Below are 26,633 nucleotides of genomic sequence, written 5' to 3'. Positions count from 1 at the left end.
GATTCCGATGCGCGGAGCCGATCTCCTGCTTACGCTCACGGTGCCTGCCGCTCGATCATTGGGAGTTCCCGCGGATGACAACGCCTCCGACCGCCGCGCGCGGCCGCCCGGCCCAGAGCTCGCCCGTCGACACCGACGGTCCCCGCGTGCCGTTGTACACGGCGGAGTTCGCGGCCGACCCCTATCGAGCCTATCTCGAAATGCGTACGCGCTATGGATCTTTGGTGCCGGTGGAATTGTCTCCCGGTATTCCGGCGACGCTGGTCGTCGGGTATTACACGGCGCTGCGGATCTTCAACGATCCGAGCCATTTCCCGGCCGATCCGCGCGCGTGGGAGAAGGATGTTCCCGCCGATTGCCCGGTGCTGCCGATGATGAAATGGCGCCCGAACGCGCTGCGCAGTGCCGGAGAGGAACATGCCAGATTCCGGCAGATCAATATCGCGGGCCTGGAGATGGTCGACCAGTACGGGCTTCAGGGAATCGTCGCGAAAATCGCGGTACCGCTGATCAATTCGTTCTGCGTCGAAGGTTCGGCCGATCTGGTGCGCCAGTACGCGTTTCCGCTCGCCTTCGCGGTGCTGAACACCCTGCTCGGCTCGCCGACCGCCATCGCCGAAAGGGCGGCCAACGGGATGGCCGCGATTTTCGAGGGCATCGACGCGGGACGGGGTAACGAGGAACTCATCGCGGCACTGCTGGAATTGGCGCAGCTCAAACGGGCCGAACCGGGTGCGGATATCACCTCCCGCATGATCGCGCATCCGGCCGGGCTCGGGGATATGGATATCGTCAACCAGCTCAGCACCCTGTACGGGGCGGGGATCGAGCCGCAGCAGAACCTGATCGTGAACGCGCTGCTGTTCATCCTGACCGACGAGCGGTTCGGCGAGAATGTGCTCGGCGGCAGCCTGTCCACCCGCGAAGCCATCGACGAGGTGTTGTTCAACGATCCGCCGATGGCGAATTTCTGCCTCAGCTACCCGCGTCAGCCGATTCTGATCGACGACGTCTGGTTGCCCGCGCACCAACCCGTCGTGATCAGCATCGCCGCGTGCAACGACGATCCGGCGATCGCGGCGGATCGCTACGGGGGCAATCGATCCCACCTCGCGTGGGGCGCGGGTCCGCACGCCTGCCCGGCCAGTTCGATCGCCTATCTGATCGCGCAGGAGGCCGTCGACCAATTACTCGACGCGCTGCCGGAGATGCGCCTGGCGGTGTCGCCGGACGAATTGCGCTGGCGGCCGGGGCCGTTCCATCGGGCGTTGACGTCGCTGCCGGTCGTCTTCCCCGAATCGGCGTCGCTGCCGCAGCCCTAGGACGCCCGGTCAGGGGCGGGGAGTTTCGGGGTGCAGGATCAGGACGGTGATCTCGCTGGGCGCGAAGACGCGCAGTTGCGGTCCCCAGAATCCTGTGCCGCGGCTGGTGTAGAGCTGGGTGCGGTCGGAGTGCCTGCTCAGGCCGGCGACCACCGGCTGTTCCAGTCGGACCAGGTAGTGGAAGGGCCAGATCTGGCCGCCATGGGTGTGGCCGGAGATCTGGAGCGCGATTCCAGCGGCGACGGTGTCGGCGATCTGTCTGGGCTGGTGGGCGAGGAGTACCACGGGCAGTGACGGGTCCGCGTTCGCGAGCGCGGCGTCCAGATCGGGGCCGTGGCCGGGGATGGCCTTGCCGGTCGGGTCGTCGATACCCGCGATGACGAGGCTGTCGCCGCCGCGGGTGATGATCTCGTGTTGGTTGTGCAGCGGTTGCCAGCCGATCGAGGTCATGTGGTCGATCCAGCCGGGGCCGTCGCCGAAGTATTCGTGATTGCCGGTGATGTAGAAACGGCCGAACGGCGCCTCGACCTTGCCGAGCGTATCGACCTGCGAGTGGCGTTTCGCCACCGAGCCGTCGGCGAGATCGCCCGCGTGACAGGCGATATCCGGCTGTTGCGCGTTGACGAGTTCGACGACCCGTTCCGACCAGCGCAGCCGGTCGAGCGCGGCGTAGTGGGTGTCGGTGACCACGACCAGACGGAGGCCGTCCAGACTCGGGCCGAGGCCGGGGATGTCGACGTGCACCGTGCGGACCCGAGGCACCCGCCTGGCTTCGACGATGCCGTAGACGACCAGCACCGTCGAGATCGCGAACACCCCGGTCGCGACGATCCGGGCCCGGTCGTCGACTCCGGCGAGCGCGAGTGCCCACCCGGCGACGGTGCCGAGCACCGACCAGCTGAAGAACACCCACATGATGCCGAGCAGGGTGTCGCCGACGATCGACGCGAGATCGGATTGGCGCGCGCCGTGCCCGGCCGTCATCGCCAGCGGCAGGGTCAGGTAGCCGAGCAGGAAGGCGGCGGTGCCGAGCCAGAACAGGGTGCTCGCACCGCTGGTAGGGGCGGCGACCAGGGTCCACCACGGCAGGGCGAACAGCAGGGCGGGAATCGCCAGGAACATGATCAGGCGGGGCACATACTTCAAGAGGGTTCCTCGGTGAGCGCGGGTGCGCACGGCCCCTCCACCCGGCGCGCTGGCGCTACCGACGATACCGGTGCTCGCGCGGGCCTATCTCGGCCCGTCGTCGGAATCCGGCTCGGCCGACGCGGCTGCGGCGGGTGCGATCCCGCAGCATATCGACCGGGCTGAGCAGGCGTTATCGGTCGGGTCGACCGTCGGTCACCGGAACGCGTTGGACCACATCCGATTCCGTCCGAGCGGTATTCAGCCGTCAGCGAAACGCGTCGGGATACCTGAACGTACTACCGTGTCGGAAATCCGCGTGCTTTCCCCTCGGCGGTGTTCTAGCGTGCCGGGAATGGTGCGAGCTGCGCGGTCGAACGATCGAGGTGCCCTGGCCGCCGCCGGTGTCACGGTGGTGCTGTGGGCCTCGGCGTTCGTGTTCATCCGATCGGCGGGCGCGGATTTCTCGCCGGGGGCGCTGGCCCTCGGCAGGTTGGCCACCGCCTCCATCGCGCTGGTGATCATCCTGGCCGTGACCGGGGAAGGGCTGCCCGCGCGCGGTGCGTGGCGGGGCATCCTGATCTCCGGTGTGCTGTGGTTCGGGGTGTACATGGTCGCCCTGAACTGGGGAGAACGCCACGTCGACGCGGGAACCGCCGCGATGGTCGTCAATATCGGGCCGGTGCTGATCGCGTTGCTCGGCGGCCTCGTACTCGGGGAAGGGTTTCCCCGGCGCTTGCTGGCCGGGATCACGGTGTCGTTCACCGGCGCCGTGATCGTCGGGTTGTCCAATTCCGGCGGTGGCGGCGGCGCGGTACTCGGTGTCGCGCTGTGCGCGACCGCGGCGGCCACCTGGGCGATCTCGGTGGTCGTGCAGAAACCCGCGCTGGCGCACGCCTCGGCGCTCCAGGTGACGACCGGTGGTTGTGTCGTCGGCACCGTCGCGTGCCTGCCGTTCGCGGGGCAACTCGTGCACGAGGTCGCCTCGGCGCCGCCGACCTCGACGCTCGGCATGGTGTATCTGGGCGTCTTCCCGACGGCTGTGGCCTTCACCACGTGGGCGTACGCGCTCGCGCGCACCACCGCGGGGAATATGGGCGTGACGACCTACGTGGTGCCCGCCCTCGTCGTCCTGATGGCGTGGATCGCGCTCGGCGAGGTGCCCGCGCCCCTCGCCGTCGTCGGCGGACTCCTGTGCCTGGCCGGTGTCGCGATCACGCGGTCGGGTCGCGTCGGGGAGGCGGACGGTGTGGACGCGGGTACCACGGATACACCGGTCCCGGATGTCGGGTCGGCCGGTCTCGATTCTCGCGGCGGTGACGACGAATACCGGATGCCTCTGCGATGACCCGCGACTAGGACGGCCGATAGGGTCCCGGGCGCGGGATCGGCTCGTAGCCACGATCCGGAGGGGGAGGCCGTCGCACCGTGTTCGGCCCCGGCGCGGGCAGAACACCGGGAATCGGCGCGCTGTCGTCGCGTTGTTCCGGTGGCCGCCACTGAGGACCGGGCTGGCGGGGCATCGGCGCCCGCCCGGGGGGAGCGGGCGGCTGGTTCGGGATCGGTTCGCTGTCGTACCGTCGCGGATAGCCCTGGGACTGGTTCGGTGCCGGTTCGCCTTCGTACCGCCGCGGAGGATCCTGGTTCGGGATCGGTTCGCTGTCGACCCGCTCCATGGGCCGCCGCACCGGCGTCGCCCGGACCGGGACGGGTTTCACGGCGGAGCCGAAATCGTACGCGGTCTCGGCGTGTTCGGATTCGTCGATGCCCTCGAACTCCTCGTGCTCGTTGATCCGGAACCCGACGATCTTGTCGATGATCCAGGCGATGATCAGCGCGCCGACGAAGGAGTAGGCCAGCACCGCGCCCGCCGCGATGGCCTGGCGCGACAGCTGGGTCAGGCCGCCGCCGTGCAGAAGTCCGTTGTTACCCGCGGGATTGACCGCCTCGTCGGCGAACAGGCCGACGAGCAGTGTGCCGACCAGGCCGCCGAACAGGTGCACACCGACCACGTCGAGCGAATCGTCGTATCGGAACGTGAATTTCAGCGCGACGGCCAGCGCGCAGATGATGCCCGCCGCCACCCCGATGGCCAGCGCCGCGAGCGAGTCGACGTATCCGCAGGCGGGGGTGATCGCGACCAGGCCCGCGATGGCGCCGGAGGCCGCGCCGAGCGTCGTGGGTTTGCCGTCACGCAATTGTTCGACGACGATCCACGCGAGCGACCCCGCGCCGGTGGCGACGGTGGTGTTGGTGAACGCGAGCGCGGCGAGTTCGTTGGCGCCCAGGGCGGATCCGGCGTTGAAGCCGTACCAGCCGAACCACAGCAGGGAGGCCCCGAGCAGGGTGAACGGGACATTGTGCGGTCGCGGTGTGCTCTCGGGCCAGCCGCGTCGCCTGCCGATCACCACGGCGATCGCCAGTCCGGCCGCGCCCGCGTTGATGTGCACCGCGGTACCGCCTGCGAAATCCAAGGCGCCCAGGTCGTTGGCGATCCACCCGCCGATATTGCTCGATATTCCCGCGGCGTCGGTTTCGGTGAAACCGCTGAAACTGAAAACCCAGTGCGCCACCGGGAAATACACCACGGTGCACCAGCCGACGACGAAGAGTATCCAGGCCCAGAATTTCGCGCGTTCGGCGATGGAGCCGCAGATCAGCGCGGTGGTGATGACCGCGAACATGAGCTGGAACATCACGAACGCCATGGTCGGGATCTGGTGGCCCGCGGGGCCGGACAGCGTCGTCTGGGTATCGCGGAGGAAGACGTGCGAGACGTCGCCGATCAATCCTCCGTAGGCGTCGTCACCGAATGCCTCGCTGTAGCCGTAGAGCAGCCACAGCGTGCTGACCACGCCGATGGTGCAGAAATTCATCATCAGCATGTTCAGCACGCTCTTGGCGCCGACCATGCCGCCGTAGAAGAACGCCAGACCCGGCGTCATCAGCATGACCAACGCCGTACTGGCGAGCACCCACGCGGTGTCTCCCGAATTCACACTCGTACCCCTTGTCGAACGGGTTCGCGTGAAGCATCGGGACATCCTGTTTCTGCACCACAGCTCACGTGTTTCGGCTCGATGAAGTTTCACCGTGCGGCGCGAGCCGTATCGACTCCGGGCGTGTCGCTCCCGTGCCCGGCGCGGATTTCGCTCAGACCAGGGCGAGCACCCGGCACGGTCCGCCGGTACCGCCCTCGTGTTTGGGAGCGCCGACGACGACGGTCGCGCCGGAGGGCGGCACCGTCGCCAGACCGGCCAGCATCTCGACGCCGTACCGGCCCGCGCCCAGGATCGCGGTGTGCGCGCCGTAGTCGGGGCTGGTCGCCGAATCCAGACTCAGGGTGTCGACGCCGACGCCGACCACACCGCACCGGGTCACCAGATATTCGGCGGCTTCGGGGGAGAAGGCGGGGGCGTGCGGGGTGCCTTTCGCGTCCAGGTTGACGAAGGCGCCCGGATCGGCGAGGCGCTGTTCCCACCCGGAGTACATGGCGACGAAGGCGCGATCGGGAATCGCGCCGTGCTGGGACTGCCAGGTGTCGATATCGGCGCGGGTCACCATCGCGTCGGGGTCGCCGGCTCGCGCGCTGATATCGATGACGACCAGCGGCGCGACGAGATCCTCCACCGCGAGGCGATCGGTGGTGGCCCCGCCCGGTACCCGATGCACCGGCGCGTCCAGGTGGGTGCCGGTGTGTTCCCACATCGCGAGCGCGTGCTGAGCGAATCCGCCCGCCTCGTACCGGGCGACGGGAACCATGGTCGGCGCCGGATTACCCGGCCAGACCGGAAGCCTCGGCGTCAACGTGTGGGTGAGGTCGACGACCCGGCTCGGGCGCACCGCGCGGGCGAGCGGCGCCGACACCGTGGCCGCCGCGGCCAGACCGAGGGCGCCGAGCAGCGCGCGGCGACTGGTTCGCGTGGCGTTGTCGTGGGCGGATCGAACGATTCCCGGTGCGCACATCGGACGAAAGATACCGGTCGCGGGAGGGATTCGTGGGACCCGGCACCGCGGACCGAGGTGTCGTGAACCGCGCCGCGGGCCGGTCAGCGACGGGTTCGCACGTCACGGCGGTCCGTCCGTCACCGCCCGCGCCCGGCGGGGCGAATACGGAGCAATCGGGCATGGCGGCCGTGGCGGTCGACACCCGTCGATCGCGGACAGGTCCACCGGTATAGTCGCCGCGGATGAGTAGTTCCGCCGCCGTCGACATGTCGAAGTCATCGAACCGCCGTTTCGGGCGCGTGATGTGGCTTCTCCCGGTGCTACTCGTAATCTTCGCCTACCTGTGTCTGACCATGCCGATCTGGCCGTGCAAGGAGATCACCGGCGGGTTCATCGACCTACAGGTGTACCGCCTCGGGGTGGAAACCCTGCGCGACGGCGGCGATATGTACGGCCAGTTGCCGCAGACCACCATCGGGATCGGGCTTCCTTTCATCTACCCGCCGTTCGCGGCGCTGGTCCTCGGCCCCTTCGCGCTGCTGCCCTGGGATTCCGCCGCGTTCGCCTTCTTCGTGACCTCCACCGCCGCGCTGGCGTCGACGCTGTACGTGGTCGCTCGCCGGATCTGGCCGGGGGACCAGGCCAGGCGGCTCGCGCTGTTCGCCACGGCCTGTGCCGCGCCGCTGGCCATGCTGCTCGAACCGACCCGGGCCACGCTGGATTTCGGCCAGGTCAATCTGCTGCTGATGGCCCTGGTCGCCGCCGACTGTCTCACCGAGAAGCCCAGGTGGCGGCGCGGGATGCTGGTCGGGATCGCGGCCGCGGTGAAGCTGACGCCCGCCGCGTTCGTCCTCTACTTCCTGGTGCGCAAGGACTACAAATCCGCGATCACCGCCGCGATCACCGGAGCCGTGGCGACCGCGATCAGTTTCGCGGTGCTGCCCGACGCGTCGGTGAAGTACTGGTTCGGCGGACTCGGCAATGTCGACGGGCTGAGTGGTTCGGCCTTCCACACCAACCAGTCCATCCAGGCGGTACTGGCCCGGCTGCGCGTCCCCGAACCCGCGTTCACGGTGGTGTGGCTGGTGCTGGGCGCCGCGCTGCTGGTCCTCGTCGTCGCCGCCATGCGCCGCGCCGCCGATCTGCCCGCGCTCGCGCTCGCGATCAACGCGGTGTTCACGCTGCTCGTCTCGCCGATCTCGTGGTCGCATCACTGGGTCTGGATCGCGCCCGCGCTGTTCGCCATGTTCGGTTACGCCACCAGGCAGCCGCTGCGCCGGGCGCTGGGCTGGTATCTGGTCACGGCGGCCACGGCGGCGGTCTTCGTCTACGGGCCGCAGAACTGGCTACCCAACGGCGAACAGCGCGAATCGCTGTGGACGCCGTGGCAGCATGTCATCGGTAACACCTACGTGTGGTTGAGCGTGCTGCTCGTGGTGCTGTTCCTGCTCGGTACGCGCCGGACGTCGGCCGTGCCGGTCGCGGTGACCGAACCCGTCGCGGCGACGGCACCGCCGGAGGAGCCCAGTGCCGCACCGGCGGAGAGCCCGAGTCCCGTCCGCGGGTAGGTACTCGCGGAGCGCGGCGGTAAACGCTCACGACCCCCACGGCGATATCCCCCGTGGGGGTTCATGCGTTCACAGCCGGGAGATGCCGATGCGGCAGTACTTAGTCCGGGCGATGGTGGTTCTGGCGGCGGCTTCGTCGGCTTCCGCCGCGCCGCACGCCGTTGCCGTGCCCCTCGATCAGTCCTCGCTGTGGCAGGCCGAACTGGACGAACTCGTCGCGGCGGCGGGTGTCCCCGGTGCGCAGCTGATCCACACGGGACCCGGTGGCGCCGATCAGTACGACAGCGGGACGGGGGATCTGACCAGCGGAGCGCCGTTCCCCGACGACGCCGCGTTACGCGTCGCGAGTATTACCAAGACCTTCGTGGCCACGGTGATGTTGCAGCTGGTCGCCGAAGGGCAGGTGGAACTCGACGGGCCGCTGGAGTGGTATCTGCCCGGAGTGGTCAACGGGCCGGGCGGCGACGGCGCGCACATCACGGTGCGAGATCTGTTGCGGCACACCAGCGGAATCCCGAACTATCTGCCGCTGCTCGAACAGGAATCGGTCGAGGACCTGACGACCCCGCGCACTCCGGCGGAATTGATCCGGCTCGGTCTCGACAATCCGTCGGAATCCGTCCCGGGAACCTCCTTCGGCTATTCCAATACCAATTACCTGCTCGCGGGTGAACTCATCGAACAGGTGACGGGTCTGCCCGTCGGAGAGGCCGTCACCCGGCGAATCCTGGTGCCGCTCGGGCTCAGGGACACCTACTGGCCGGTGTTCCCGTTCGACGACGTCCTGCACGGGCCGCATCCGCGCGCCTACCACCGCTTCGGCGACATCCGTCTCGACATCACCGATATCGATTCCTCCTGGGGCCTGCCCGACGGTGCGATGGTCTCGACCGGCCGCGATCTCAATCGCTTCTACCTGGCGCTGCTCTCGGGACAGTTGCTCGCGCCCGCGTTGCTCGAGGAGATGCAGCGCACGGTGCCGACCGGACTGATCGGCTTCTCCGAGGCCTCGGGGCTCGGGCTGTTCCGGTTCTCCGCCCCGTGCGGGCGCACGGCCTGGGGGCATACCGGATCCATCCACGGGTTCAGCACGGTCACCGTCGCGGCCGAGGATCGCGCGGTCACCGTCGCGCTGAACGAATTGCCCGATGTCGCGGGCAATATCGCGCTCGTCATCGGCACCCACGCGCTGGTGGAGACCATGCTGTGCCGACCGTGACCGACGAACGGTCCCCGACCGGATCGCCGAGTCGGAATGGGTGATACTTGGCCGCGTGCATGCCATCAAGGATCTGCTGCGGGGCCTGGTCGCGGTAGCCGCGCTGGTCGGCGCGGTCGCCGTGCCGATGACACGTGAGGCGCCCGCGCGGGCGGAACCGGTGTTCGACTGCGGGTGGAGCAGGCGGATCGGCGCCGACACCCTCAACGTCGCGTTGCCGGACACCTTCGCGAACTACTGGATGACGGCGGTGCCGAACCTGCCCGCCGAGGGCGTCACCCTGCGCGGTACGTTTCCGCACGGTCGCTACATCTCGTTCACCAGCTACCGCGGTTCGCAGACCCTCGACGGGCTCAACGACCTGAATATCGCACCGGATCCGGGCAGCGTCGACCCGTTCCTGCCCGGCGCGGACCGCACGGCCACGCGGCGGTCCTACACCGTGCGCGTCATGCCCGGTCCGCGCCCGGAGCGGCCCGCGCCGAACACGCTCTACGCCGACGCCGGTCTGGCCGTGGTGCTCTACCGGGTGTACCGGCCCGACGCCGGTCTCGACCCGCTCGGCGGCGCCGGTCTGCCCGAGTTCACTCTCAACGGCGCCGATGGTCCACGCACGATGCCCGAATGCGCGACTCCGCCGCAGGTGAGCGACCCGACGGCGGTCCAGTTGGCGGGCGGGATCGGCCTGCCTCCAGCGCTGCCCGGCCCGGATTACCGGGTGTGGTCGAAAACCAGCGGCAACGGTGTCTTCGCCAATCCGGACAACACCTATCTGACCTCCCGTGTCGCGCCGCGTGCCGGACAGGTCGCGGTGATCAGGGCGAAGTTGCCGCGAACACCGGCGACCTATCAGGGGCAGCCGGTCATGGCGTCCGCACCGTTGCGCTACTGGTCGTTGTGCACGAACGAAGTGTCGAGTACGCGGGTCTCGGCGTGTGTCGCCGACGACGGGATCACCACCGACGCGGCGGGCGAGTTCACGGTGGTCGTCTCCGACCCCGCCGACCGGCCCGCCAACGCCACCGCGGACTGCGGTGTGGCGTGGTTGCCGACCACCAACGGCGCGACGCTGCTGCTGATGCGCAATATGCTGCCCGCCCCGGATTTCGCCGGGGCCATCCAACACGCTCCGCAGGACGATCCGGCCGCGACGATGGGACCGTACTACCCGAGGACCGAACTGACTTCGGTCGGTGAATTCGCCGCCATCGGGTGCGCGCGGTCGCGGTGAGTCGCTAGGCTGCCCGCATCGGCGGCGGCGTGGCTCGGGGCGAGAGCCCGCGTCGAGCCGCGAGTTGTTGCCGGAGAGGGGGATACGCGATGGTCACGGATTCCACGCGGGAATCGCTCGGCACGTCATCGAGTGCGGGTCGCGGTGTGTTGGACGCGGGATTCCAAGTACTACAGGCCATTTCGGAATGTCCGGACGGATGTGGGCTGTCGGTGCTCTCCCGCTCGACCGGGATCCCCAAGGCGACCGCGTACCGGCTCGCCGAGCAGTTGGTCGGCCTCGGCGCGGTCCAGCGGGTCGAGCAGCGGTATTTCGTCGGGTCGCGCCTGGCCGCGCTCGGACGGCAATGGCAGGTCGCGCCGATGCTGCGCCGAGCCGCTCAGCGACCGGGCCGGGTGCTCGCCGCGCTGACCGAATCCATGGTCGCGGTCTGCGTGCTGGATCAGGGCGCGGTCCACATGGTCACCGGATTCAACGGCGCCGATGTCTTCCTGAGCGCGGGCCCCGGCAGTGATCTCGCGTTCCGCACCGCGTTGGCGCAGGTACTGATGGCGGCCAGGGCGGATCCGGCGCCACCGCCGCCGGGATACACGGGGACCGAATGGCGGCGGATCCGTACCGCCATCGAGGACAACGGGTCGGTCGCCGTCGACCATTTCGATGTCGCGAACGGCGTCTGCTGCGTGGCCGCGACCATTCGCTGGAACGGTGGCACCGATGTGGCCGCCATCGGCTGTATGTCGCTGGCGAACCGCTTTCCGCCCGGTTTGCCCCGACTCGTCGCGCATGCCGCACGGGAGATCGAGAAGAATTTGCGCTGATCGGTTCGATGAGCGGACCGGCAGGTTTCGGTCGCGAATCGACCGCCCGAAGATGGTTGAACATTCGACCACCGTCAGTGAGGAACTGTTCCCGCCGATGAATCGACCGACCCTGTGGGGCCAGCGGTACGCCTCGGTGTCCGTGACCGACGACGGCACGCCCCGCGCACTCGTTCGAAATACCCGGATCACGCTCTGGTTCGTCGCGGAGACCCGCAGGCTTTCCGCGCACGCGGGCTGCAACACGACGATGTTCGACGCCGATCTCGTCGGCGACATCCTCGACGCGCGCGCTCCCTGTTCCACCCTGATGGCCTGCTCGCCGGAATCGGAGGGCCAGGATCTCTGGCTCATCGAATTCCTGACCCGCGGTCCCACCTTCGCCGTGTCGGAGGACGGTCTGGTGCTGACGAACAACCGGACCTGGATCGCGTTCGAGCGGGTGCGAGATCCCGAGCCGGAATCCGTCGGCTCGTGGCGGTTCGCCCCCGAGCCGGTCGGCGCCCGCGGTTCGTTCTGGTAGACGCCGCTACCCGGGTGGGCGCAGCATCTGATCGAGGACACGCCGCACCTTGCTGATCACCGTCGAATCATCGAGTCGCAGGGCCGTATTCGCTGCGAGCAGTACCGCGTCGAGTTGGAACGCGGCCAGTTGCGGGTCCGTCTGGGCACTCTCGCCCGCGGTGGCGGCGTGGCGGAACTGATTCGCGAGCAGTGCGCGCCAGTCCCGCTGGTCGCGGAGCAGCGCGTCGCGGACCGGACCGGGCTTGCTGTCGAATTCGGTCATATTCGCCGCTCGGAAGCAGCCGCCGAGGAAAAGCGGGGTCTCGGCGTACACGATCCAGTTCTCCACGAGTGCCCGCAATCGCGCGCCACCGCGTGCTTCGGCGCGGGCGGGGTCGACGACTGCCTCGATGAACAGATCCCGCGCGTGGTCGACGGCCGCCAGTTGCAGTATTTCCTTGGTGCGGAACAGGGTCTGCACGCCCGCCTTGCTCAGACCGGTGTCGGCGGCGATCCGGCCGAAACTCAAACCCTCCAGTCCGTCGAGCGAGGCCAGATCGACCGCGCGACGCAGGACCGTCGATCTGGTGCGCGCACCGCGCAGCAGCCGTTTGTCGGTGAGTGGCCGCGGTGCCGGCGCGCTCATGCGCGACGCCCGCGTTCGAGGTGGTGGGCCAGCTGTTTCACCACTTCGGCGGCCAACGCGGCCTGACCCGACGCGGCGAAGTGGATGCGGTCGGCGCTGAGCAGATCGGCCCGGTCGTTGATCGGGTGGTCCCACATCTCGACCAGCACCGCCCGGTATTCGGCCGCGAGTCCGCGTGTGATGCCGTTGAGGGTCCGCACGCGCTGTGGCCAATCCGGGAAAACCGGTATGTCGTAGGCCTTTCCGAGGGTGAAGGTGATCAGCCGGGCTCCGGTCGACGCGGCGCGTTCGTAGAGTCCGCGCAGGGTCTGCTCGATTCGGTCGTAGTCGGGGGAGCGGCGCACGATGTCGTTGGCGCCGCTGGGCAGGTGCAGCAGATCCGGCTCGAAGGCGAGCACGCGATCGAGTTGGGTCCCGATCGCCTCGTCGGTGGTCGCGCCGTTCACCGCGGTATTGAGATATGCCAGGTCGGGGTGCACGCGGCGGAGCACGTCCGCGACCCGGTCGGGCCAGCCGATCGACGCGTAGCCCGGGGTCGGATCGCCGGTGCCCGCGGACAGGCTGTCACCGATGACGCCGAAACGTCGCCAGGGTGCGTCGAACAGGAGCGCGGCGGCCTCCAGCGCGGGCAGGCAGTACGGATCGGTCTCTTCGGTGAAATGTTCCCTGGTGACTGTCATAAGGTAAGAATACGGTCGATCGTATGTATTTGTCGAGGGTCCATCCGACCGGTCGGCATCTTTCTTGAAATGTCCTGCCCCGCAATGTTTCCGAGGGGAAACGAGTACTCTCGTTGGGGGCGTTCTCGAATCGTTCGTCGACATTCGAAGAGGGGTACGACTGTGAGCATCATTCTCGCTACCGCGCACGACACGTACGGCGCGGTACTTGCGCAGATCGGCAACCCGTCACCCGAGGCGCCGCCGCTGGCGGACAAGATCATGCAGCTGGTCCGCTACCTCACCTGGTTCGTCCTGCTCTCCGGCATCCTCGCGATCGTCTACGCCGGTGGTCGCTTCGCCTGGGAGAAATGGTCCGGTGGTGGATTGCAATCACCGAAGATGGTGGCGGGAGCCATGATCGGCGGCGTCGTCGCGACCAGTGCGGGCACCATCATGAACGCCGTCGTCGGCTAGCGCCGGGGCCGCGCGGATCGCGCACCTGGTGAGCGGTTCACGCCGTGTGACCGAGCCGCTCGTCCGGCGGAGCTACTGGGCGCCCTGATGCTCGGTGTGCGCGTCGGCGGGGCGCGTGCGGTATCCCTCGAAGAGTCTGCCGCCGAACAGACTCAGGATCTCGTCGGTGGCCGCCACCATCGGTCCGATATCGTCGGCCGCGACGGCGCGCACCGCTGCGGGCAGCCGGACCGCCCAGTCCGAGCCGAATCGCTCGTCGAGGGAACGGATTTCGCGGCGCAGCCATTTCCCGCGCCCGATCCAGCGTCCGTATCCGGTCAACAGCAGTTCGCCCGCCCCGGTCGCGAGCGCGGTGGCGATCATCAGCCGCTCGTCCTCGCAGTCCGAGGCGATGAGGTCGTCCAAGAGGTCGGTGATTCCGTAACGGGCGGAACGGATTTCGTCACCGGTGGGCGGGACCGGTCCGGCGTCGAGCAGACGCAGGAACAGCGCGCGCAGGCGATGGCCGCTGCCGTCGACGTCGACGAGCACCTCGGATTGTCCGACCAGGCGGACCGTGGTGGGATTGCGGGCCGCGATCTCGTCGGTGCAGAACCGCATCAGCGACGACTCGGTCTGGACGAACATCTCCACCGGCCAGCGGCCGCGATGCAGTGATTCGCGGTAGGGCGCGGGCTCGCCCTCGAGTAGGACCGTGATATCGAGATCCGAGGCGCTGGTGACGCCGCCGGTGACCACGCTGCCGCCGAGCCAGGCCGCGCGTGCCCGCGGGAACTTCTCCAGTACCAATCGGTGTGCGACCGTAACCGCGTCCCTCGTCATGCCAACAGTCTTGCCGATGAACACCCGGTTGCCCGGTAGCGAACCGATTCCGTTGCCGGGTAGTGACTTCCACGGGTCATCCGGCCAGGTCCGACGGGTCGGTATTGGCGCCGCACAGCACGACGCAGACCCGTTCACCGGTGGTCGGGCGGTAGCCGTGCCCGGACACGCCGCCGATCACCCCCGCGAGCGCGGTGGCGGCGCCGTGTTCGACGGCGAGTCGTCGCTCGGCCCACAGCATCCGGCGGGCGGCGACGATCTCGTCGTCGGAGACCAGGACCGAACGCGCGCCGGTCCGCAGGGCGGCGGCCACGGCGAGATCGGTGGCCCGGCGCGCGCCGAGGGAGTCGGCGGCGACCGAATCGACGGGGACGTCGACCGGATGGCCCGCGGCCAACGCGGCATCGAGCGCGCGGCAGTGCCGCGGTTCCACCGCCACCGTGCGCACGCCGTACCGATGCGCGGCGGTGGCGATGCCCGCGAAGAGTCCGCCGCCGCCGACCGCGACCACGACGGTGTCGAGATCGGGCAGTCGCTGGTGGATCTCGGTCATGAGGGTGCCCGCGCCCGCCGCGATGAGCGGGTTGTCGTAGGCGTGCGACATCAGTGCCCCGCTCCGCGCCGCGAATTCGTGACAGGCGGCGAGCGCGTCGGCGTACTGGTCGCCGACCAGTCGCACGCGCGCGCCGTAATCACGTAACCGCGCCACCTTCACGGCGGGCGCGGTAGCGGGCAGGAAGACCGTCGCCGTGACACCCTGGGCTCGCGCCGCCCACGCGCAGGCCAGCCCGGCGTTGCCGCCGGAGGCGATGGTTACCCCGGCCTCGGGCAAGGTCGCCAGATCCCGGTACGCACGCAGGAAATTGAGTGCGCCCCGGGCCTTGAACGTTCCGGTGTGCTGCATGAATTCCAGGGCGAGCCACGATTCGCCCGCGCCGGGCAGGTCGGCGGGTGCGACCACCACCGGGCGCACGCCGCCGGCGATTCGCGAGGCGGCGGCTTCGATGTCGTCGAGGGTCAGTTCGCGGTGCGAGGTGAGATCCACGATCCTCCAAGTTCTCGGGTCGGCGTCCTCGGTATCGCCGCACCGCGTCGCCGCCGAGGAGATCGGGCGTGCCGGGATCGCCTCCCGTCATCCGGTCAGGCCGCTTCGCCGGGCAGGTTCCGACGCAGCAGATCGAGCAGGTCGCTCAGATGCCGTTGGTAGGAGTCCTCGTCGTAGACGGGCACATCGCGCATGGTGAAACCGTGGGAGACACCGGGGTAGACCACCGAGGTGTAGCGCAGCCCGGCCGCGTCCAACGCCTTGTCGAGTACCGCGATCTGCTCGGCGGGGATGGAGGGGTCCGCGTCGGCGTGCGCGATGAACAGTTCCGCTTCGATGCGACCGGCGGCGTGGTGCGGGCTGTCGGGTGCGTCGTCGACCGCGAGCCCGCCGCCGTGAAAACTCGCCGCCGCCGCGACCCTCGGGCCGTACTCGCCCGCGGCCCGCAGCGCGAGCCGCCCGCCCATGCAGTACCCGACGATGCCGAGACCGCCGGGGACGACATGTTCGTCATCGGCCAGCCGGTTGAGATAGGCGCCCAGGTCGCGCAGGGCGAGTTCCGGCGTCAACTGTTCTCGTAGTGGCGCGAGCGCGCTGAAGAAATTCGCGCGGGCGTCGGGCTCGGAGAAGTCCGGCAGCGGTAGCACCGGTGCCTTGCCCGCGCGGTAGAAGAAATTCGGCGCGAGCACGACATAGCCTTGCGCGGCAATGGTTTCGACCATCTCCCAGATCCACGGGCGCAGTCCGAAGGCGTCGGGGAGAAAGAGCACGCCCGGATACGCGCGGCCGTCGTCGGGTTGGGCCAGATAGGCGTCCGCTGCGCCGTCGAGAGTCGTGATGTCGAGCGTGTGGAATGCGACGGATAACGTCATCGGGATTCTCCAAGACGAATGGTTGCCGGAATGCGAGGCGATCACGACCACGCTGTCGTGATCACCAGCGCGATCCTAGCCGCCGGGTCGTGCGGGTGGCCGACCGGCAATTCGGGAGTGACGTCGACGGCGCGCGCTCGAATTGTCGGATTTCACGAAAGTTGTCACGTCATCGACCATTTGCCGATAAATTGCGAATTCTCCGGCCCTGTAGTGTGATTTCCCGCGAGACGTTTTTCGCTGTGTTCGATCGCTGATCCGGCCCGCCGCGCGAGCGGGGGCGCGAAGAGAGGTTGACCTGTGAGACTGATCTGGATGGCGGTGCCCGTCGCCTTGGCCGCCACGGTGGCCGGATGTTCCGGCGACGACACTTCGACAACGGCCGCTACCTCGACGGTTGTCTCCACATCCGGTGCGCCGCAGCGCACGACGGAACAGGCCGCCGAGGAGCAGGGCCCCGGGGTGCGTATCGCGATCGGGGCCGCGCGGCCGGTGGTCGTGCCCGCCGAGGCCATCATGGATATCAAGGCGCCCGCCGAGTGGGGAGACGCCGCATCCGGATTGCGCTGCACGGTAACCGACAGCACCGGACGCAACGAAGATCTGCGTTCCTCGGACGTCAAGAAACGCGAAACAATCGCCGGCGGTGAGTGGATCACGCTCTGGACCTTTTCCTCGCAGCCCGCCACCGAGGTCACCGTCGGATGCCGGGATACCGGCAACAGGATCCCGGCCGACGAGGCGCACTACATTCGCGTGACGCCGCGCGGGGCCAATCCGAACTGACGCGCGGTCCACGATCGGCGCCCGGCGTCCGACCGGCCGCCGATCCGGCGCGATGGCTATCTGCCGTGGGCCCGCAGCTGGTACAGGCCTTTGGTCACCGCCACCTTCTTGCCGTCGGCATCGGTGACCACGGCCTCCAGGGTGAAATCCGATTTCCCGCGCTCGGCCGCCTCGGCCTCGATGCGGGCGATCTCCTCCTCGGCGAGGGTGGCCTCGGCGCGCAGGTCCGATTTCGCCATGCCGACGAACGCGATCTCGAAACCCTTGACCAGCGGGTAGTACGCCGAATTGTCGAAGGTCGCGATGGCGATCATCCCGCCGAGTACTTCCGCGACGGTGAACTGCACTCCGGCGTAGATGACCCCGAAGTGGTTGCCGTTCCCTTCGATGGGAACACTGGCCGAGGCGTATCCCCGGCGCGCCTCGATCGCCCGAACCCCCATCTTCCCGGCCGGGGGAATCGTGAATTCCATTGCGCCGTTGATGATGTCGGCGAGGGGAGGTGCGTCCCCGGTGTTGCTCTGGGTCATGCCGGCAGTGGTCCCTTCCGATATGTCACCGGACGGCCGGGCCCACGGGGATACCGCGGACCGCGTCGTCCGATGTCTGAACCCGCCCTCGAACCGAGGGCGGGTGTCTTCAGATTAGTCGGGGATCTGTCGGTGTCGGTGCGTAGCCTCGGTGGGGTGGATCGGACGACCCGTCACCCGGACCGAGCCCCCGCCTACCGTGAGCGCCCGTCGCGGCTGGCGGGCGCGGTGCTGTGGACGCGTACCGTGACCGGGCGCGATCGGGCCGCGCCCGTGCTGCCCGACGGCTGTATCGACCTGATATGGCGTGCGGGCGTCCTCGTCGTCGCCGGTCCCGACACCACCGCGTTCCGCCCCGACGTGCCGATCGGCACCACCTACGCGGGGATCAGGTTCTTTCCCGGCTCCGGTCCCGCGCTGCTCGGCGTGCCCGCCGACGAACTGCGCGACCGCCGGGTCGGCCTGGACGAGCTGTGGCCGTCGCGCACGGTGCGCGCGCTCACCGGCCGGGTCGACGACGCCGCCGACCGGGCGGGAGCGCTCGAGTCGATCGCGCTGGAGCGCGCGGCGGAGGCGGGTCCGCCCGATCCGCTGCTGCCGCGGATCGTGGCCGCCATGGATTCCGGGATCTCGGTGGCGGCGACCGCCGAGCGGACCGGGGTGAATACCCGCCTGCTGTACCGCCGTTCGCTGGCGGCCTTCGGATACGGGCCGAAGACGCTGGCCCGCATCCTGCGGTTGCGGCGCGCGGTCGCGATGGCGCGGACCGGGATGTCAGCCGCCGACACCGCGGCCGACGCCGGTTTCGCCGATCAGGCCCACCTGTCCCGCGAGGTGCGGGAGCTGGCGGGAATGTCGTTGGGGCAGTTGCTCGCGGACCGTTCCGGCGACACTCAGCCCAGCGGGGCGTAGAGGTCGACGCCGTTGCCGTCCGGGTCGGCGACGGTGGCGTAACGCTGTCCCCACAGCGCGTCCCACGGCTTCAGTTCGCCGTGATATCCGGCGTCGACGATCGCCGCGTAGACGGCGTCGACCTCGGCCGGATCGGCGCAGCGGAACGCGAGACCGATACGGCCGCCGCTCGTCGGGCGTTGCCAGTCCGGGTGGAAGGAGCGAACGGTGTCCTCGGTGTCGAGCGCCAGGCGCAGGCCTCCGATGATCGTCGCCTCGGTGTGCGGCGCGTTCTCGGCGTCCGCCGGGAATTCCAGCCCGAGCCCACGGTAGAAGGCGAGGGAGGCGGCCATATCCGAGACCACGATGCCGATGAAGTCGAGTTGTGGTGTCATACCGGCAGCGTAAGCGGCCGTTCGGGCCGCGGTCTTGAACGAATCGGACGCGCTCGGATCAATGTTTGGGCGCGGGAACCAATTCGGCGATGAGGTTCTCCACCAGGATGCGGATGCGGTCGCGGACGGTGCGCACCACTTCGATCCCCTCGCCGGACGGATCGGGCACCACCCAATCCCGGTAGCTGATGCCGGGGAAATACGAGCAGGCGTCGCCGCAGCCCATGGTGATCACCACGTCGGAGACGCCGACGGCCTCGTCGGTCAGCAATTTCGGTGTCCCACCGGCGATGTCGATGCCGACTTCGGCCATGGCCGTGACGGCGACCGGGTTCACGGTGGCGGCGGGCTCGCTGCCCGCGGAACGAACCTCGATGCGATCACCGGCGAGCGCGGCGAGGAATCCGGCGGCCATTTGGGAGCGTCCGGCGTTGTGCACGCAGACGAACAGCACACTGGGTGTGTGGGCCATCGAGCGCCTTTCGGTGGAGAGCGAAACCAAGGGTGTGCCGTGAGGCCGGGTCAGCCGTTCGGTACGCGTCGTCCGAATGGCTGCTCGGGCCGAAACGCTGTCGTAGCGTAAGGGATACGGCCATGGTGTCGATCACCTCGGGCACCCCTGGCGTTACCGCTCGGCACCGAACGGAAATTGCCGTGGGATTGCCGTGCTGGTGGGGGCGGTTCGGGAGGTCGAACCCGGTTCTCGCGCCGTCGGAGAAGGCGCGGTGCGGTCGTCGGCGCGTTCGCGCGTGTCCTGTTTGCGTAGAACGGCGTCACCACGTCCGCGCGCTCGTGCGGACGTGGTGACGGGAGTGCGGCGCGGACGCGCTCAGAGCGGACGTCGCGCGATGATCCGGCGCAGGCGGTCGCGGTCGCGTTCCAGCTTGCGTGCCTCGTAGGCGATCGGGAAGTAGCGCAGGCGTTCGGGCAGCAGCGGCAGCAGATAGGCGATCAGGCGACCGAGGACGCGCAGTGTGCGTTCGTCGGCGGCACTCCACTCCAGCCCGAGTTTACGGCGGGCCGATTCCGGGGTGGTCCCGACGGTGACGAAGTACTGCATCCTGCCGATCGGCGCGACAGCGGTCTTCCAGACCGGGGCGAGCGCGCGCGGCAACTGCTTCGGCGGCGCGACCGAGCGGATCACCCGTAGATAGTCGTGGGCGGTGCCGGTCGCGACCAGATGGTTGTCGACCATCTCGGTGAAATACTTCTCGAACGCGGCGTAGTTCTCCGGAATCTCCTTGGGCGGCACCGAGAAATTGCGGAGCAACTGCACCGCTTCGCGGTAGTAGGTCTCCTTCTCCGCGTCGGTCAGCGGGCGGCGGGCGAAGTATTTCGCGTTCTCGGTGAAGGCGAAGGTTCCGGTGTGCAACACCCAGGCCCACGGTCCGCTGCTCAGCGCCGTGTGCCGGACGCCGTCGGGGGTGGTGGTGTTGAGGGTGGCGTGCATGCCGCGCAGCCGTTCGGCCTCGGCCAGCCCCTCCTCGCCGCCGTACACCCACATCATCACCGAGGCGAGGCTGCGCAGGGCGCGGCCCATCGGGTCGGTGCGGAAGGTCGAATGCTTGTCGACCACCGCCGAGATGGTCGGTTCCATGGTCTGGAGCAGGAACGCGGAACCGGCGGTGAGTGAGAAGGTGACCAGGCCGGTCTCGTCCCACATGCGCGTGCCCGGTGCGAACGGGTGGCGCTGGGGAAGATCACGCGCGTCGGCGGATTCGAGGGTGGTGGACGCGGTCATTGTGATCTCCTTTGATCGACCAGGTGCACGACGATGAGAGATTTAGCATAGCAACGTCTCATCGTCTCTGCGAGGTGTCCGGAACGCCGGTGGTCGGTCATCCGGTGTCCACCTAGGCTTTCGATATGACGAGTGAGTGGCGTGAGCGGCCGGGCCGGGTCGGGGTCCTGACCGGTGCGGGTATCTCCACCGATTCCGGAATTCCGGACTTTCGCGGCCCACGCGGGGTGTGGACGAAAGATCCGATCGCCGAACTGTTGTCGACCTACGACAACTATCTGGCCGATCCCGACCTGCGCAGGCGATCCTGGCTGGCCCGCCGCGACAACCCGGCCTGGCAGGCTGTGCCCAATACCGCCCATATCGCGCTGGCCGAACTGGCGCGCGTTCGGCCGGTGTCGATCATCACCCAGAACATCGACCGGCTGCACCAGCGCGCGGGTTCGTCACCGCAACACGTCATCGAGATCCACGGCAATATGTTCGACGTCGTCTGTGTCGAATGCGCCTTCGAGACGAGTATGGCCGCGACCCTGGAGCGGGTGGCGGCGGGCGAGGCCGATCCGCCGTGTCCGGATTGCGGTGGAGTGCTGAAGGCCGGGGTGGTCATGTTCGGCCAGCAGATGGACCGGCGCAGTATGGCCAAGGCCGCCGTGACGGCGGAGACCAGCGATATCTTCCTCGCCGTCGGCACCTCGCTCCAGGTGGAACCGGCCGCCTCGATGTGCGCGATCGCCGTCGACGCCGGCGCGGATCTGGTGATCGTCAACGCCGAGCCGACACCCTACGACGCGATCGCGACCGAGGTCGTGCGCGAACCGATCGGCACGGCGGTGCCCCGGCTGGTCCGGGAACTGCTCGCGGCGAAACAGTGACCCGACGGGCCGTCAGATCGGTCCGAGGACGCGGTCGAGGTAGGGGTTGACGAACAGGCCCTTCGGGTCGAGGCGGCGGCGCACGGCGGCGAAGCGATCCCAGTCCGGGTAGCGCTCGCGCAGGGTTCGCGCCTCCTGGAAGTGACGCTTACCCCAGTGCGGTCGACCCTCGTATTTGTCGAAAACCGCCTCGCAGGCACGGAAATACGGCTCCCACTCCATCCCCCGGTACTGATGCACCGCGATGTAGCAGGTGTCGCGGCCGCTCGCGGGGGACAGGAACGCGTCGTCGGGCGCGACCCAGCGCACCTCGATGGGCATGGCGGTGTCGAATCGCTTCGCCAGTTCCTTGATCTCGCGGATCGCCTCGGCCGAATGCGCGCGCGGGACGGCGTATTCCATCTCGGTAAAGCGAATCAGCCTGGGGGAGGCGAAAACCCGGTAGGAACGATCGACCTGGCGACGGTAGCTGCCCGCGTAGGCGGCGCCGCGATGGATCAGCGGGATCAGGCCCGGCTGCCATTTGCCGAGTCGGCAGAGTCCGTCGAAAGCGTAGTTGGACATCAGGATATCGGCGAACCAGTCGACGGCTCTGGCCCTCGGCTGCTCGGGGAGATCGACCGTGTTGTTGCGTTTGGTCATCGCGAGCGGGCTGTGCGCGAACATGTAGAACTCGAAATGCTCGTTGCCGTCGACGTGGGTGTCGAGGTCGTCGAGGATCTCCTCGACCGGGATCGGTCGTTCGATTCCCTCCAGCACGAACGACGGCACCAACCGCAGGGTGAGCGCGGTGACGACGCCGAGCGCCCCGATGCCGACGCGGGCCGCGCGCCAACCGTCGGGATCGGATTCGGCGTTCAGTTCCACCCGGCTGCCGTCGGGCAGCACCAGCTCCGCGGAATGGATCGCGGCCGAGATGTTCTGGAGTGCGGCTCCGGTGCCGTGGGTTCCGGTGGCGGTCGCGCCCGCGATGGTCTGCACGTCGATATCGCCGAGATTGGGGAAAGCGAGGCCCGCGGCGTGCAGCGCGGCACTGGCGGCGTTCAGGGTGATGCCGCCCTCGACGCGCACCAGACCGTTCGCGCCGTCGATATCGATGATCCGATTCATCGCGGACAGATTCATCAGCACGCCGTCGGTGAGGACGGTGTCGGTGAAGGAATGTCCCGCGCCCGCCACCCGCACGTTCCTGCCGTCGGCGACCGCCCCGACCAGGATTTCGGCCACCTCGTCGGCATTGCGCGGCGTGGCGAGAACCGACGGTGCGCACCGTTGATCGCCTGCCCAGTTCACCCACGAGTTGGTCATATGTCCAACTGTAGGTGATCGCCTGTGACCGGCGCTACCCGTGGTGAATCGGAGGCTACTTGCGGCGACCGGTGCAGACGAAGGTTTTCGCCCGTTCGACCTCGTCGTCGGTGAGCGGTGGCACGTCGAGGGTCTGGCGCGGGACGGCGTCGGAACGGACGCCGTTGAGGGCGATCGCCATATATCGCTTCCAGGTGGAAGGGTTCACCGGCTTGGAGAAGGCAGCGACGGCGTCGACCATATTGATCAGCGCGAAGAAATCGGAGGGTTCGACGCCCGGCGCGAGCGCGCCCGATTCGGCGGCACGATCGATGACGGCCGCGATGGTGGGCTTGATGCGGTCGCGGACCGAGGTGAAGCGTTCGAGATCCTCTTCCAGTTCCAGCATGACCTCGCTGAAGCCGCGATTGGTCGCCAGGTGGGTGCAGGCGTACTCGAAGAACTGGACCAGGCCGAGCCAGGGGTCCGGATGCGCGGCCGCCGCTTCCGCGGCCACCGCGAATTCCGTGACGTTCTGTTCGAAGACCTCGGCGATCAGTTCCTTCTTGTTGGAGAAGCGGCGGTAGACCGTGCCGACGCCGACGCCGGCGCGCTCGGCGACGTCGTCGAGGGTGATCTCCAGTCCGTGATCGGCGAAGAGTGCGCGTGCGGCAGCGACGATGCGTTGCTGATTGCGCGCGGCGTCGGCACGCAGGCGCCTGGTCGGGGCTGGGGCCGTGGCGGGATTCACACCGACATGTTACCAACGAGCGGGATTAAGCGGAGGCCATGTCTCCGTTCTTCTGTTAGCGTAGGACGATAACCGGAGGAACTTCCTCCGCTTGGGCGATTCCGACTTAGGGGACAAATGACTACCACGTTCGACCGTGGGGCCACGGCCCCCACCGATCACACGGCACCGGATACCGGAAAGCGGGGCTCACACGCCCTGCGTTGGTGGGTGCTCGCCGTACTCGGCGTCGCACAGTTGATGGTCGTGCTCGACGCGACCGTGGTGAATATCGCGCTGCCCGCCGCGCAGATGGATCTCGGCTTCAGCGACGGCGACCGGCAGTGGGTCGTCACCGGCTACGCGCTCGCCTTCGGCAGTCTGCTGCTGCTCGGCGGACGTCTCAGCGACCTGTTCGGCAGACGCAACACCTTCATCATCGGCCTGATCGGCTTCGCGGTCGCCTCCGCGGTCGGCGGCGCGGCCACCAGTTTCGAGATGCTGGTCGCGGCCCGCGTCGGCCAGGGCGTCTTCGGCGCGCTGCTCGCTCCCGCCGCGCTCTCGCTGCTGACGGTGACCTTCACCGAACCCGCCGAACGCGCCAAGGCCTTCGGCATCTTCGGCGCGGTCGCCGGTACCGGCGGCGCGCTCGGCCTGCTGCTCGGCGGCATGCTCACCGAGTGGGCCTCGTGGCGCTGGGTGATGTTCGTCAACCTGGCCTTCGCCGCCGTCGCGCTGGTCGGCGCGGTCATGCTGCTCGCCAAGCACGTCGCCACCGAGCGGCCGAAACTGGATATTCCGGGCACGGTCGCGGTGACAGCCGCACTGTTCGGCATCGTGTACGGCTTCTCGCACGCCGAATCCACCAGCTGGACCAATCCGGTCACCCTGTTCTTCCTGATCGGCGGCGCGGCATTGCTCGCGGTCTTCGTGTGGATCGAGGCCAGGGTCGCGCATCCGCTGCTCCCGCTGCGCATCGTGCTCGACCGCACCCGCGGCGGCTCCTACATGACCGTGTTCGTCATGGGCATCGGAATGTTCGCCATCTTCCTGTTCCTCACCTACTACATGCAGTTGAGCCTGGGCTACTCGCCGATCACCACCGGTCTGGCGTTCCTGCCGATGGTCGCCGCGATCGTGCTGTCGTCGACCACGGTGCCGCCGCTGCTGCTGCAACGGGTCGGTCCCAAGGTCATCGTGACCGCCGGATTCGTGATCGCCGCGGTCGGCATGGGCTGGCTGACCCAGATCGGGCTCAATACCGGCTACGCCACCCACGTGCTGCCCGCGCTGATTCTGATGGGCCTGGGTCTCGGTGGCGCGATGGCCACCGCGTTCCAGGGCGCGACCGCCGGTGTCGAGCACGAGGACGCCGGTGTGGCCTCGGCGATGATCAACACCAGCCAGCAGGTCGGCGGATCGATCGGCACGGCACTGCTGAGCACGATCGCCGCCTCGGCCGCCACCGACTACCTGGCGGGCAGGCAGCCCGGTGCGCTGGCCGTCGCCCAGGCGCAGGTCGAGAGCTACACCACCAGCTTCTGGTGGGCGACAGCGATCTTCGCGATCGGCGCGGTGCTGGCCGCGGTGCTGATCCCGAACACGGTGCCCGCACCCGCGGAGGGTGAACCGGTACTGGCCCACTGATACCGGATCGCCCGATATCGGTGCCCGCGTCGAATCGACGCGGGCACCGATGTTCTCGGCACGGGGGACCGGGAGATCGGACCCCGTGCCGCGCCGTCTCAGCAGTTGGTCGGCGCGGGGATGCCGGCGAACCGATCGGCCAGATAGTCGAAGGCCCGCGGAATGCCCTGCGCCATCGCCGAGGCGTGATCGGCCCCGGGGATCACATCGAGCAGCATCGGGGTGCCCGCCGCGCAGTACCGTGCGGAAACCTCGCGCACCAGAGCGGGATCGACCTGGTCGGCCCCGCCGTGCCACTGGTACACCGGAGCCGACGGCGCACCGGCGTAGGACTCGAGGCTGTTCTCGTGCAACACGCGGATGGTGATCGGATCGGCGTCCATCGCGACGGTGAAGACGTCGCCGAAACTGCGATCCGCTCCCGCCCGGATGATCTCGTCGGTGCAGGCGTTGGCGATCTCGCTCCGTAGCGCGGCACCGGCCGGATTGAGCACCCGGTCCATCGACAGCTCACCGGGATACTCGCGTTCCAACCCCATCGCGGCGGCGAAGCCGAGACCGAACAGGGGGCTCGGTTCGTTGCCGACATCCTGGGCCAATTTGCCGATATTCATCGGGACTCCACCTTGGGCCACACCGACGATGGGCAGTTCCGGCGCGTAGTCGGGGGCCAGCGCGGCGGCGAATCCGGTGGCCATGCCGCCGCCGGAGTATCCGGCCATGCCGACCGGACTGTCCGCGAGGCCCGCGGGCTCGAATCGTTTCGCCGCGCGGATCCCGTCGAGAGTGATCCGCCCGCCGAGTTTCGCCGCCCCGTACGCGCTGGTCGGACCGAGATGGTCGGGAACAGCCAGGGCCCAGCCCTTGGCCAGCAGCAGATTCAGTGCGGGCGCTTCCCGCATGCTGCCGTCGAACAGACTGTGCGAGGGCGCGCATCGCGTGCCGAGCGCGTTCACGAACGGCTGATAGGAGAGCAGCGGCCTGTCGTTCCCGCCGCCGGCCGGAACGAGCACCGTGGTGACAGCGGCGATCGGCGCATCCCCGGAATCGGTGCTACGGAACAGCAATTGCCACGCGGTGGCGCCGGGATAGGCGGCATCGGGCATCTGCCTGCTGCGCACGATGTCACCGGGGCGATATCCCGCGAGATCGGCGGGCGCGGAATAGAAGGCGTCGGCGTCGGGCGTCGGGTAGAGCGGCGACGCCGCCACCGGCGAGGTGGATCCGAGACTCACCGCGGCCACCGACGCGAGGGTGACCGCGCACCCGCGCAGCACGGACCCGCGTGCCCGATGTCTGCCACGAATTCGCTGTGACCCGGATCGGTGCCGTGGCACCGTGTCCCGGTCCGTGGTCGAACCTGATCGTCGTACCGCCATATCGCTCCAGACCTGAGTGTGTGAGGGTGTGGGGAAGACCGGGTGGAACGTGCTGTGACTTCGCTTGTGCGCGCGGGAGTCCCCGGAACGGGAACATCGCCGCTCATAGTTCG

The 26,633-nt window shown here is 68.5% G+C and carries 26 protein-coding genes and 1 pseudogene; 12 read left to right on the top strand and 15 right to left on the bottom strand.

The features are described from left to right. The first annotated feature begins 74 nt into the window (after window positions 1-74). Window positions 75-1,322 carry a cytochrome P450 family protein gene (locus DAT37_RS30225; RefSeq protein WP_109528576.1) on the top strand — a complete coding sequence of 416 codons (1,248 nt, stop codon included), beginning with the start codon at window positions 75-77 and terminating at the stop codon, window positions 1,320-1,322. 9 nt (window positions 1,323-1,331) lie between these two features. On the opposite strand, the gene DAT37_RS30220 is transcribed toward DAT37_RS30225, so the two are convergent. After that, window positions 1,332-2,459, bottom strand: coding sequence for a metallophosphoesterase (locus tag DAT37_RS30220; RefSeq protein ID WP_332873373.1), 1,128 nt, complete (start codon window positions 2,457-2,459; stop codon window positions 1,332-1,334). A 343-nt stretch (window positions 2,460-2,802) separates the two neighbouring features. Between DAT37_RS30220 and DAT37_RS30215 the strand changes: the two genes are divergently transcribed. Further along, on the top strand, window positions 2,803-3,795 hold the full coding sequence (locus DAT37_RS30215) for a DMT family transporter (protein ID WP_109528270.1): 993 nt from the start codon (window positions 2,803-2,805) through the stop codon (window positions 3,793-3,795). Between the two features lie 373 nt (window positions 3,796-4,168). On the opposite strand, the pseudogene DAT37_RS30210 reads toward DAT37_RS30215, so the two are convergent. Next, window positions 4,169-5,491: pseudogene (locus DAT37_RS30210) on the bottom strand (ammonium transporter); the annotation flags it as partial. 109 nt (window positions 5,492-5,600) lie between these two features. Continuing rightward, the gene (locus tag DAT37_RS30205; RefSeq protein ID WP_109528268.1) at window positions 5,601-6,413 is read right to left on the bottom strand and encodes a cyclase family protein; all 813 of its coding nucleotides are present in this window, start codon (window positions 6,411-6,413) and stop codon (window positions 5,601-5,603) included. 224 nt (window positions 6,414-6,637) lie between these two features. Between DAT37_RS30205 and DAT37_RS30200 the strand changes: the two genes are divergently transcribed. The 5 genes from DAT37_RS30200 (at window position 6,638) to DAT37_RS30180 (ending at window position 11,757) form a co-directional block, all read left to right on the top strand. Further along, window positions 6,638-7,963, top strand: a complete 1,326-nt coding sequence (locus DAT37_RS30200) for a glycosyltransferase 87 family protein (RefSeq protein WP_232840082.1) — start codon at window positions 6,638-6,640, stop codon at window positions 7,961-7,963. A gap of 88 nt (window positions 7,964-8,051) precedes the next feature. Continuing rightward, window positions 8,052-9,182, top strand: coding sequence for a serine hydrolase domain-containing protein (locus DAT37_RS30195; protein ID WP_157978783.1), 1,131 nt, complete (start codon window positions 8,052-8,054; stop codon window positions 9,180-9,182). A 55-nt stretch (window positions 9,183-9,237) separates the two neighbouring features. Beyond that, on the top strand, window positions 9,238-10,413 hold the full coding sequence (locus DAT37_RS30190) for a hypothetical protein (protein ID WP_109528266.1): 1,176 nt from the start codon (window positions 9,238-9,240) through the stop codon (window positions 10,411-10,413). An 89-nt stretch (window positions 10,414-10,502) separates the two neighbouring features. Beyond that, window positions 10,503-11,234, top strand: coding sequence for an IclR family transcriptional regulator (locus tag DAT37_RS30185; protein ID WP_109528265.1), 732 nt, complete (start codon window positions 10,503-10,505; stop codon window positions 11,232-11,234). Between the two features lie 52 nt (window positions 11,235-11,286). Next, window positions 11,287-11,757 (top strand): META domain-containing protein, encoded by a 471-nt coding sequence (locus DAT37_RS30180; RefSeq protein WP_157978782.1) that lies wholly within the window; start codon window positions 11,287-11,289, stop codon window positions 11,755-11,757. 6 nt (window positions 11,758-11,763) lie between these two features. Here DAT37_RS30180 and DAT37_RS30175 read toward each other — a convergent pair whose 3' ends face one another. Then, window positions 11,764-12,384, bottom strand: a complete 621-nt coding sequence (locus DAT37_RS30175; protein WP_109528263.1) for a TetR/AcrR family transcriptional regulator — start codon at window positions 12,382-12,384, stop codon at window positions 11,764-11,766. Next, window positions 12,381-13,064 carry an SGNH/GDSL hydrolase family protein gene (locus DAT37_RS30170; RefSeq protein ID WP_109528262.1) on the bottom strand — a complete coding sequence of 228 codons (684 nt, stop codon included), beginning with the start codon at window positions 13,062-13,064 and terminating at the stop codon, window positions 12,381-12,383. Before DAT37_RS30170 ends, DAT37_RS30175 begins: the two co-directional genes overlap by 4 nt. 162 nt (window positions 13,065-13,226) lie before the next feature. Here DAT37_RS30170 and DAT37_RS30165 point away from each other — a divergent pair, with 162 nt between their 5' ends. Further along, window positions 13,227-13,520 carry a hypothetical protein gene (locus tag DAT37_RS30165; protein WP_109528261.1) on the top strand — a complete coding sequence of 98 codons (294 nt, stop codon included), beginning with the start codon at window positions 13,227-13,229 and terminating at the stop codon, window positions 13,518-13,520. 72 nt (window positions 13,521-13,592) lie between these two features. Here DAT37_RS30165 and DAT37_RS30160 read toward each other — a convergent pair whose 3' ends face one another. The 3 genes from DAT37_RS30160 to DAT37_RS30150 all read right to left on the bottom strand — a co-directional run bounded on the left by DAT37_RS30160 (window position 13,593) and on the right by DAT37_RS30150 (window position 16,259). Continuing rightward, window positions 13,593-14,342 (bottom strand): nucleotidyltransferase domain-containing protein, encoded by a 750-nt coding sequence (locus DAT37_RS30160; protein WP_157978781.1) that lies wholly within the window; start codon window positions 14,340-14,342, stop codon window positions 13,593-13,595. 76 nt (window positions 14,343-14,418) lie between these two features. Next, entirely contained in the window at window positions 14,419-15,387 is a 969-nt protein-coding gene (locus tag DAT37_RS30155; RefSeq protein WP_198654501.1) for a threonine/serine dehydratase, read from the bottom strand. A gap of 95 nt (window positions 15,388-15,482) precedes the next feature. Further along, on the bottom strand, window positions 15,483-16,259 hold the full coding sequence (locus DAT37_RS30150; RefSeq protein WP_109528259.1) for a dienelactone hydrolase family protein: 777 nt from the start codon (window positions 16,257-16,259) through the stop codon (window positions 15,483-15,485). Between the two features lie 300 nt (window positions 16,260-16,559). On the opposite strand from DAT37_RS30150, the gene DAT37_RS30145 reads away from it, so the two are divergent. Further along, window positions 16,560-17,045 (top strand): hypothetical protein, encoded by a 486-nt coding sequence (locus DAT37_RS30145; RefSeq protein ID WP_109528258.1) that lies wholly within the window; start codon window positions 16,560-16,562, stop codon window positions 17,043-17,045. Between the two features lie 56 nt (window positions 17,046-17,101). Here the strand turns inward: DAT37_RS30145 and DAT37_RS30140 are convergent, their stop codons facing one another. Beyond that, on the bottom strand, window positions 17,102-17,575 hold the full coding sequence (locus DAT37_RS30140; RefSeq protein WP_109528257.1) for a DUF4442 domain-containing protein: 474 nt from the start codon (window positions 17,573-17,575) through the stop codon (window positions 17,102-17,104). 156 nt (window positions 17,576-17,731) lie between these two features. On the opposite strand from DAT37_RS30140, the gene DAT37_RS30135 reads away from it, so the two are divergent. Beyond that, a complete protein-coding gene (locus DAT37_RS30135; RefSeq protein ID WP_232840081.1) occupies window positions 17,732-18,487 on the top strand; it encodes a helix-turn-helix domain-containing protein in 756 nt (251 codons plus the stop codon). On the opposite strand, the gene DAT37_RS30130 is transcribed toward DAT37_RS30135, so the two are convergent. The 3 genes from DAT37_RS30130 to DAT37_RS30120 all read right to left on the bottom strand — a co-directional run bounded on the left by DAT37_RS30130 (window position 18,469) and on the right by DAT37_RS30120 (window position 20,602). Continuing rightward, window positions 18,469-18,861 (bottom strand): VOC family protein, encoded by a 393-nt coding sequence (locus tag DAT37_RS30130; RefSeq protein WP_109528255.1) that lies wholly within the window; start codon window positions 18,859-18,861, stop codon window positions 18,469-18,471. The genes DAT37_RS30135 and DAT37_RS30130 overlap by 19 nt on opposite strands. A gap of 58 nt (window positions 18,862-18,919) precedes the next feature. Next, window positions 18,920-19,333, bottom strand: a complete 414-nt coding sequence (locus tag DAT37_RS30125; protein ID WP_109528254.1) for an arsenate reductase ArsC — start codon at window positions 19,331-19,333, stop codon at window positions 18,920-18,922. Window positions 19,334-19,690: 357 nt separating this feature from the next. Continuing rightward, on the bottom strand, window positions 19,691-20,602 hold the full coding sequence (locus tag DAT37_RS30120; RefSeq protein ID WP_109528253.1) for an oxygenase MpaB family protein: 912 nt from the start codon (window positions 20,600-20,602) through the stop codon (window positions 19,691-19,693). A gap of 125 nt (window positions 20,603-20,727) precedes the next feature. Between DAT37_RS30120 and DAT37_RS30115 the strand changes: the two genes are divergently transcribed. Beyond that, on the top strand, window positions 20,728-21,477 hold the full coding sequence (locus tag DAT37_RS30115) for an SIR2 family NAD-dependent protein deacylase (RefSeq protein WP_109528252.1): 750 nt from the start codon (window positions 20,728-20,730) through the stop codon (window positions 21,475-21,477). Window positions 21,478-21,489: 12 nt separating this feature from the next. On the opposite strand, the gene DAT37_RS30110 is transcribed toward DAT37_RS30115, so the two are convergent. Beyond that, a complete protein-coding gene (locus tag DAT37_RS30110; protein WP_109528251.1) occupies window positions 21,490-22,785 on the bottom strand; it encodes a D-arabinono-1,4-lactone oxidase in 1,296 nt (431 codons plus the stop codon). A 55-nt stretch (window positions 22,786-22,840) separates the two neighbouring features. Continuing rightward, entirely contained in the window at window positions 22,841-23,515 is a 675-nt protein-coding gene (locus tag DAT37_RS30105; protein WP_109528250.1) for a TetR/AcrR family transcriptional regulator, read from the bottom strand. Between the two features lie 117 nt (window positions 23,516-23,632). On the opposite strand from DAT37_RS30105, the gene DAT37_RS30100 reads away from it, so the two are divergent. After that, window positions 23,633-25,141: an MFS transporter gene (locus tag DAT37_RS30100; RefSeq protein ID WP_109528249.1), complete on the top strand. Its 1,509-nt coding sequence runs from the start codon at window positions 23,633-23,635 to the stop codon at window positions 25,139-25,141. 98 nt (window positions 25,142-25,239) lie between these two features. On the opposite strand, the gene DAT37_RS30095 is transcribed toward DAT37_RS30100, so the two are convergent. Then, window positions 25,240-26,418 carry a lipase family protein gene (locus DAT37_RS30095; protein WP_456320127.1) on the bottom strand — a complete coding sequence of 393 codons (1,179 nt, stop codon included), beginning with the start codon at window positions 26,416-26,418 and terminating at the stop codon, window positions 25,240-25,242. Window positions 26,419-26,633: the final 215 nt, after the last annotated feature.

The sequence above is a fragment of the Nocardia aurea genome (genome assembly GCF_003123685.1).
In the GTDB taxonomy this organism is placed as follows: Bacteria; Actinomycetota; Actinomycetes; order Mycobacteriales; family Mycobacteriaceae; genus Nocardia; species Nocardia aurea.
This window is presented reverse-complemented; position numbering and strand designations above follow the sequence as displayed.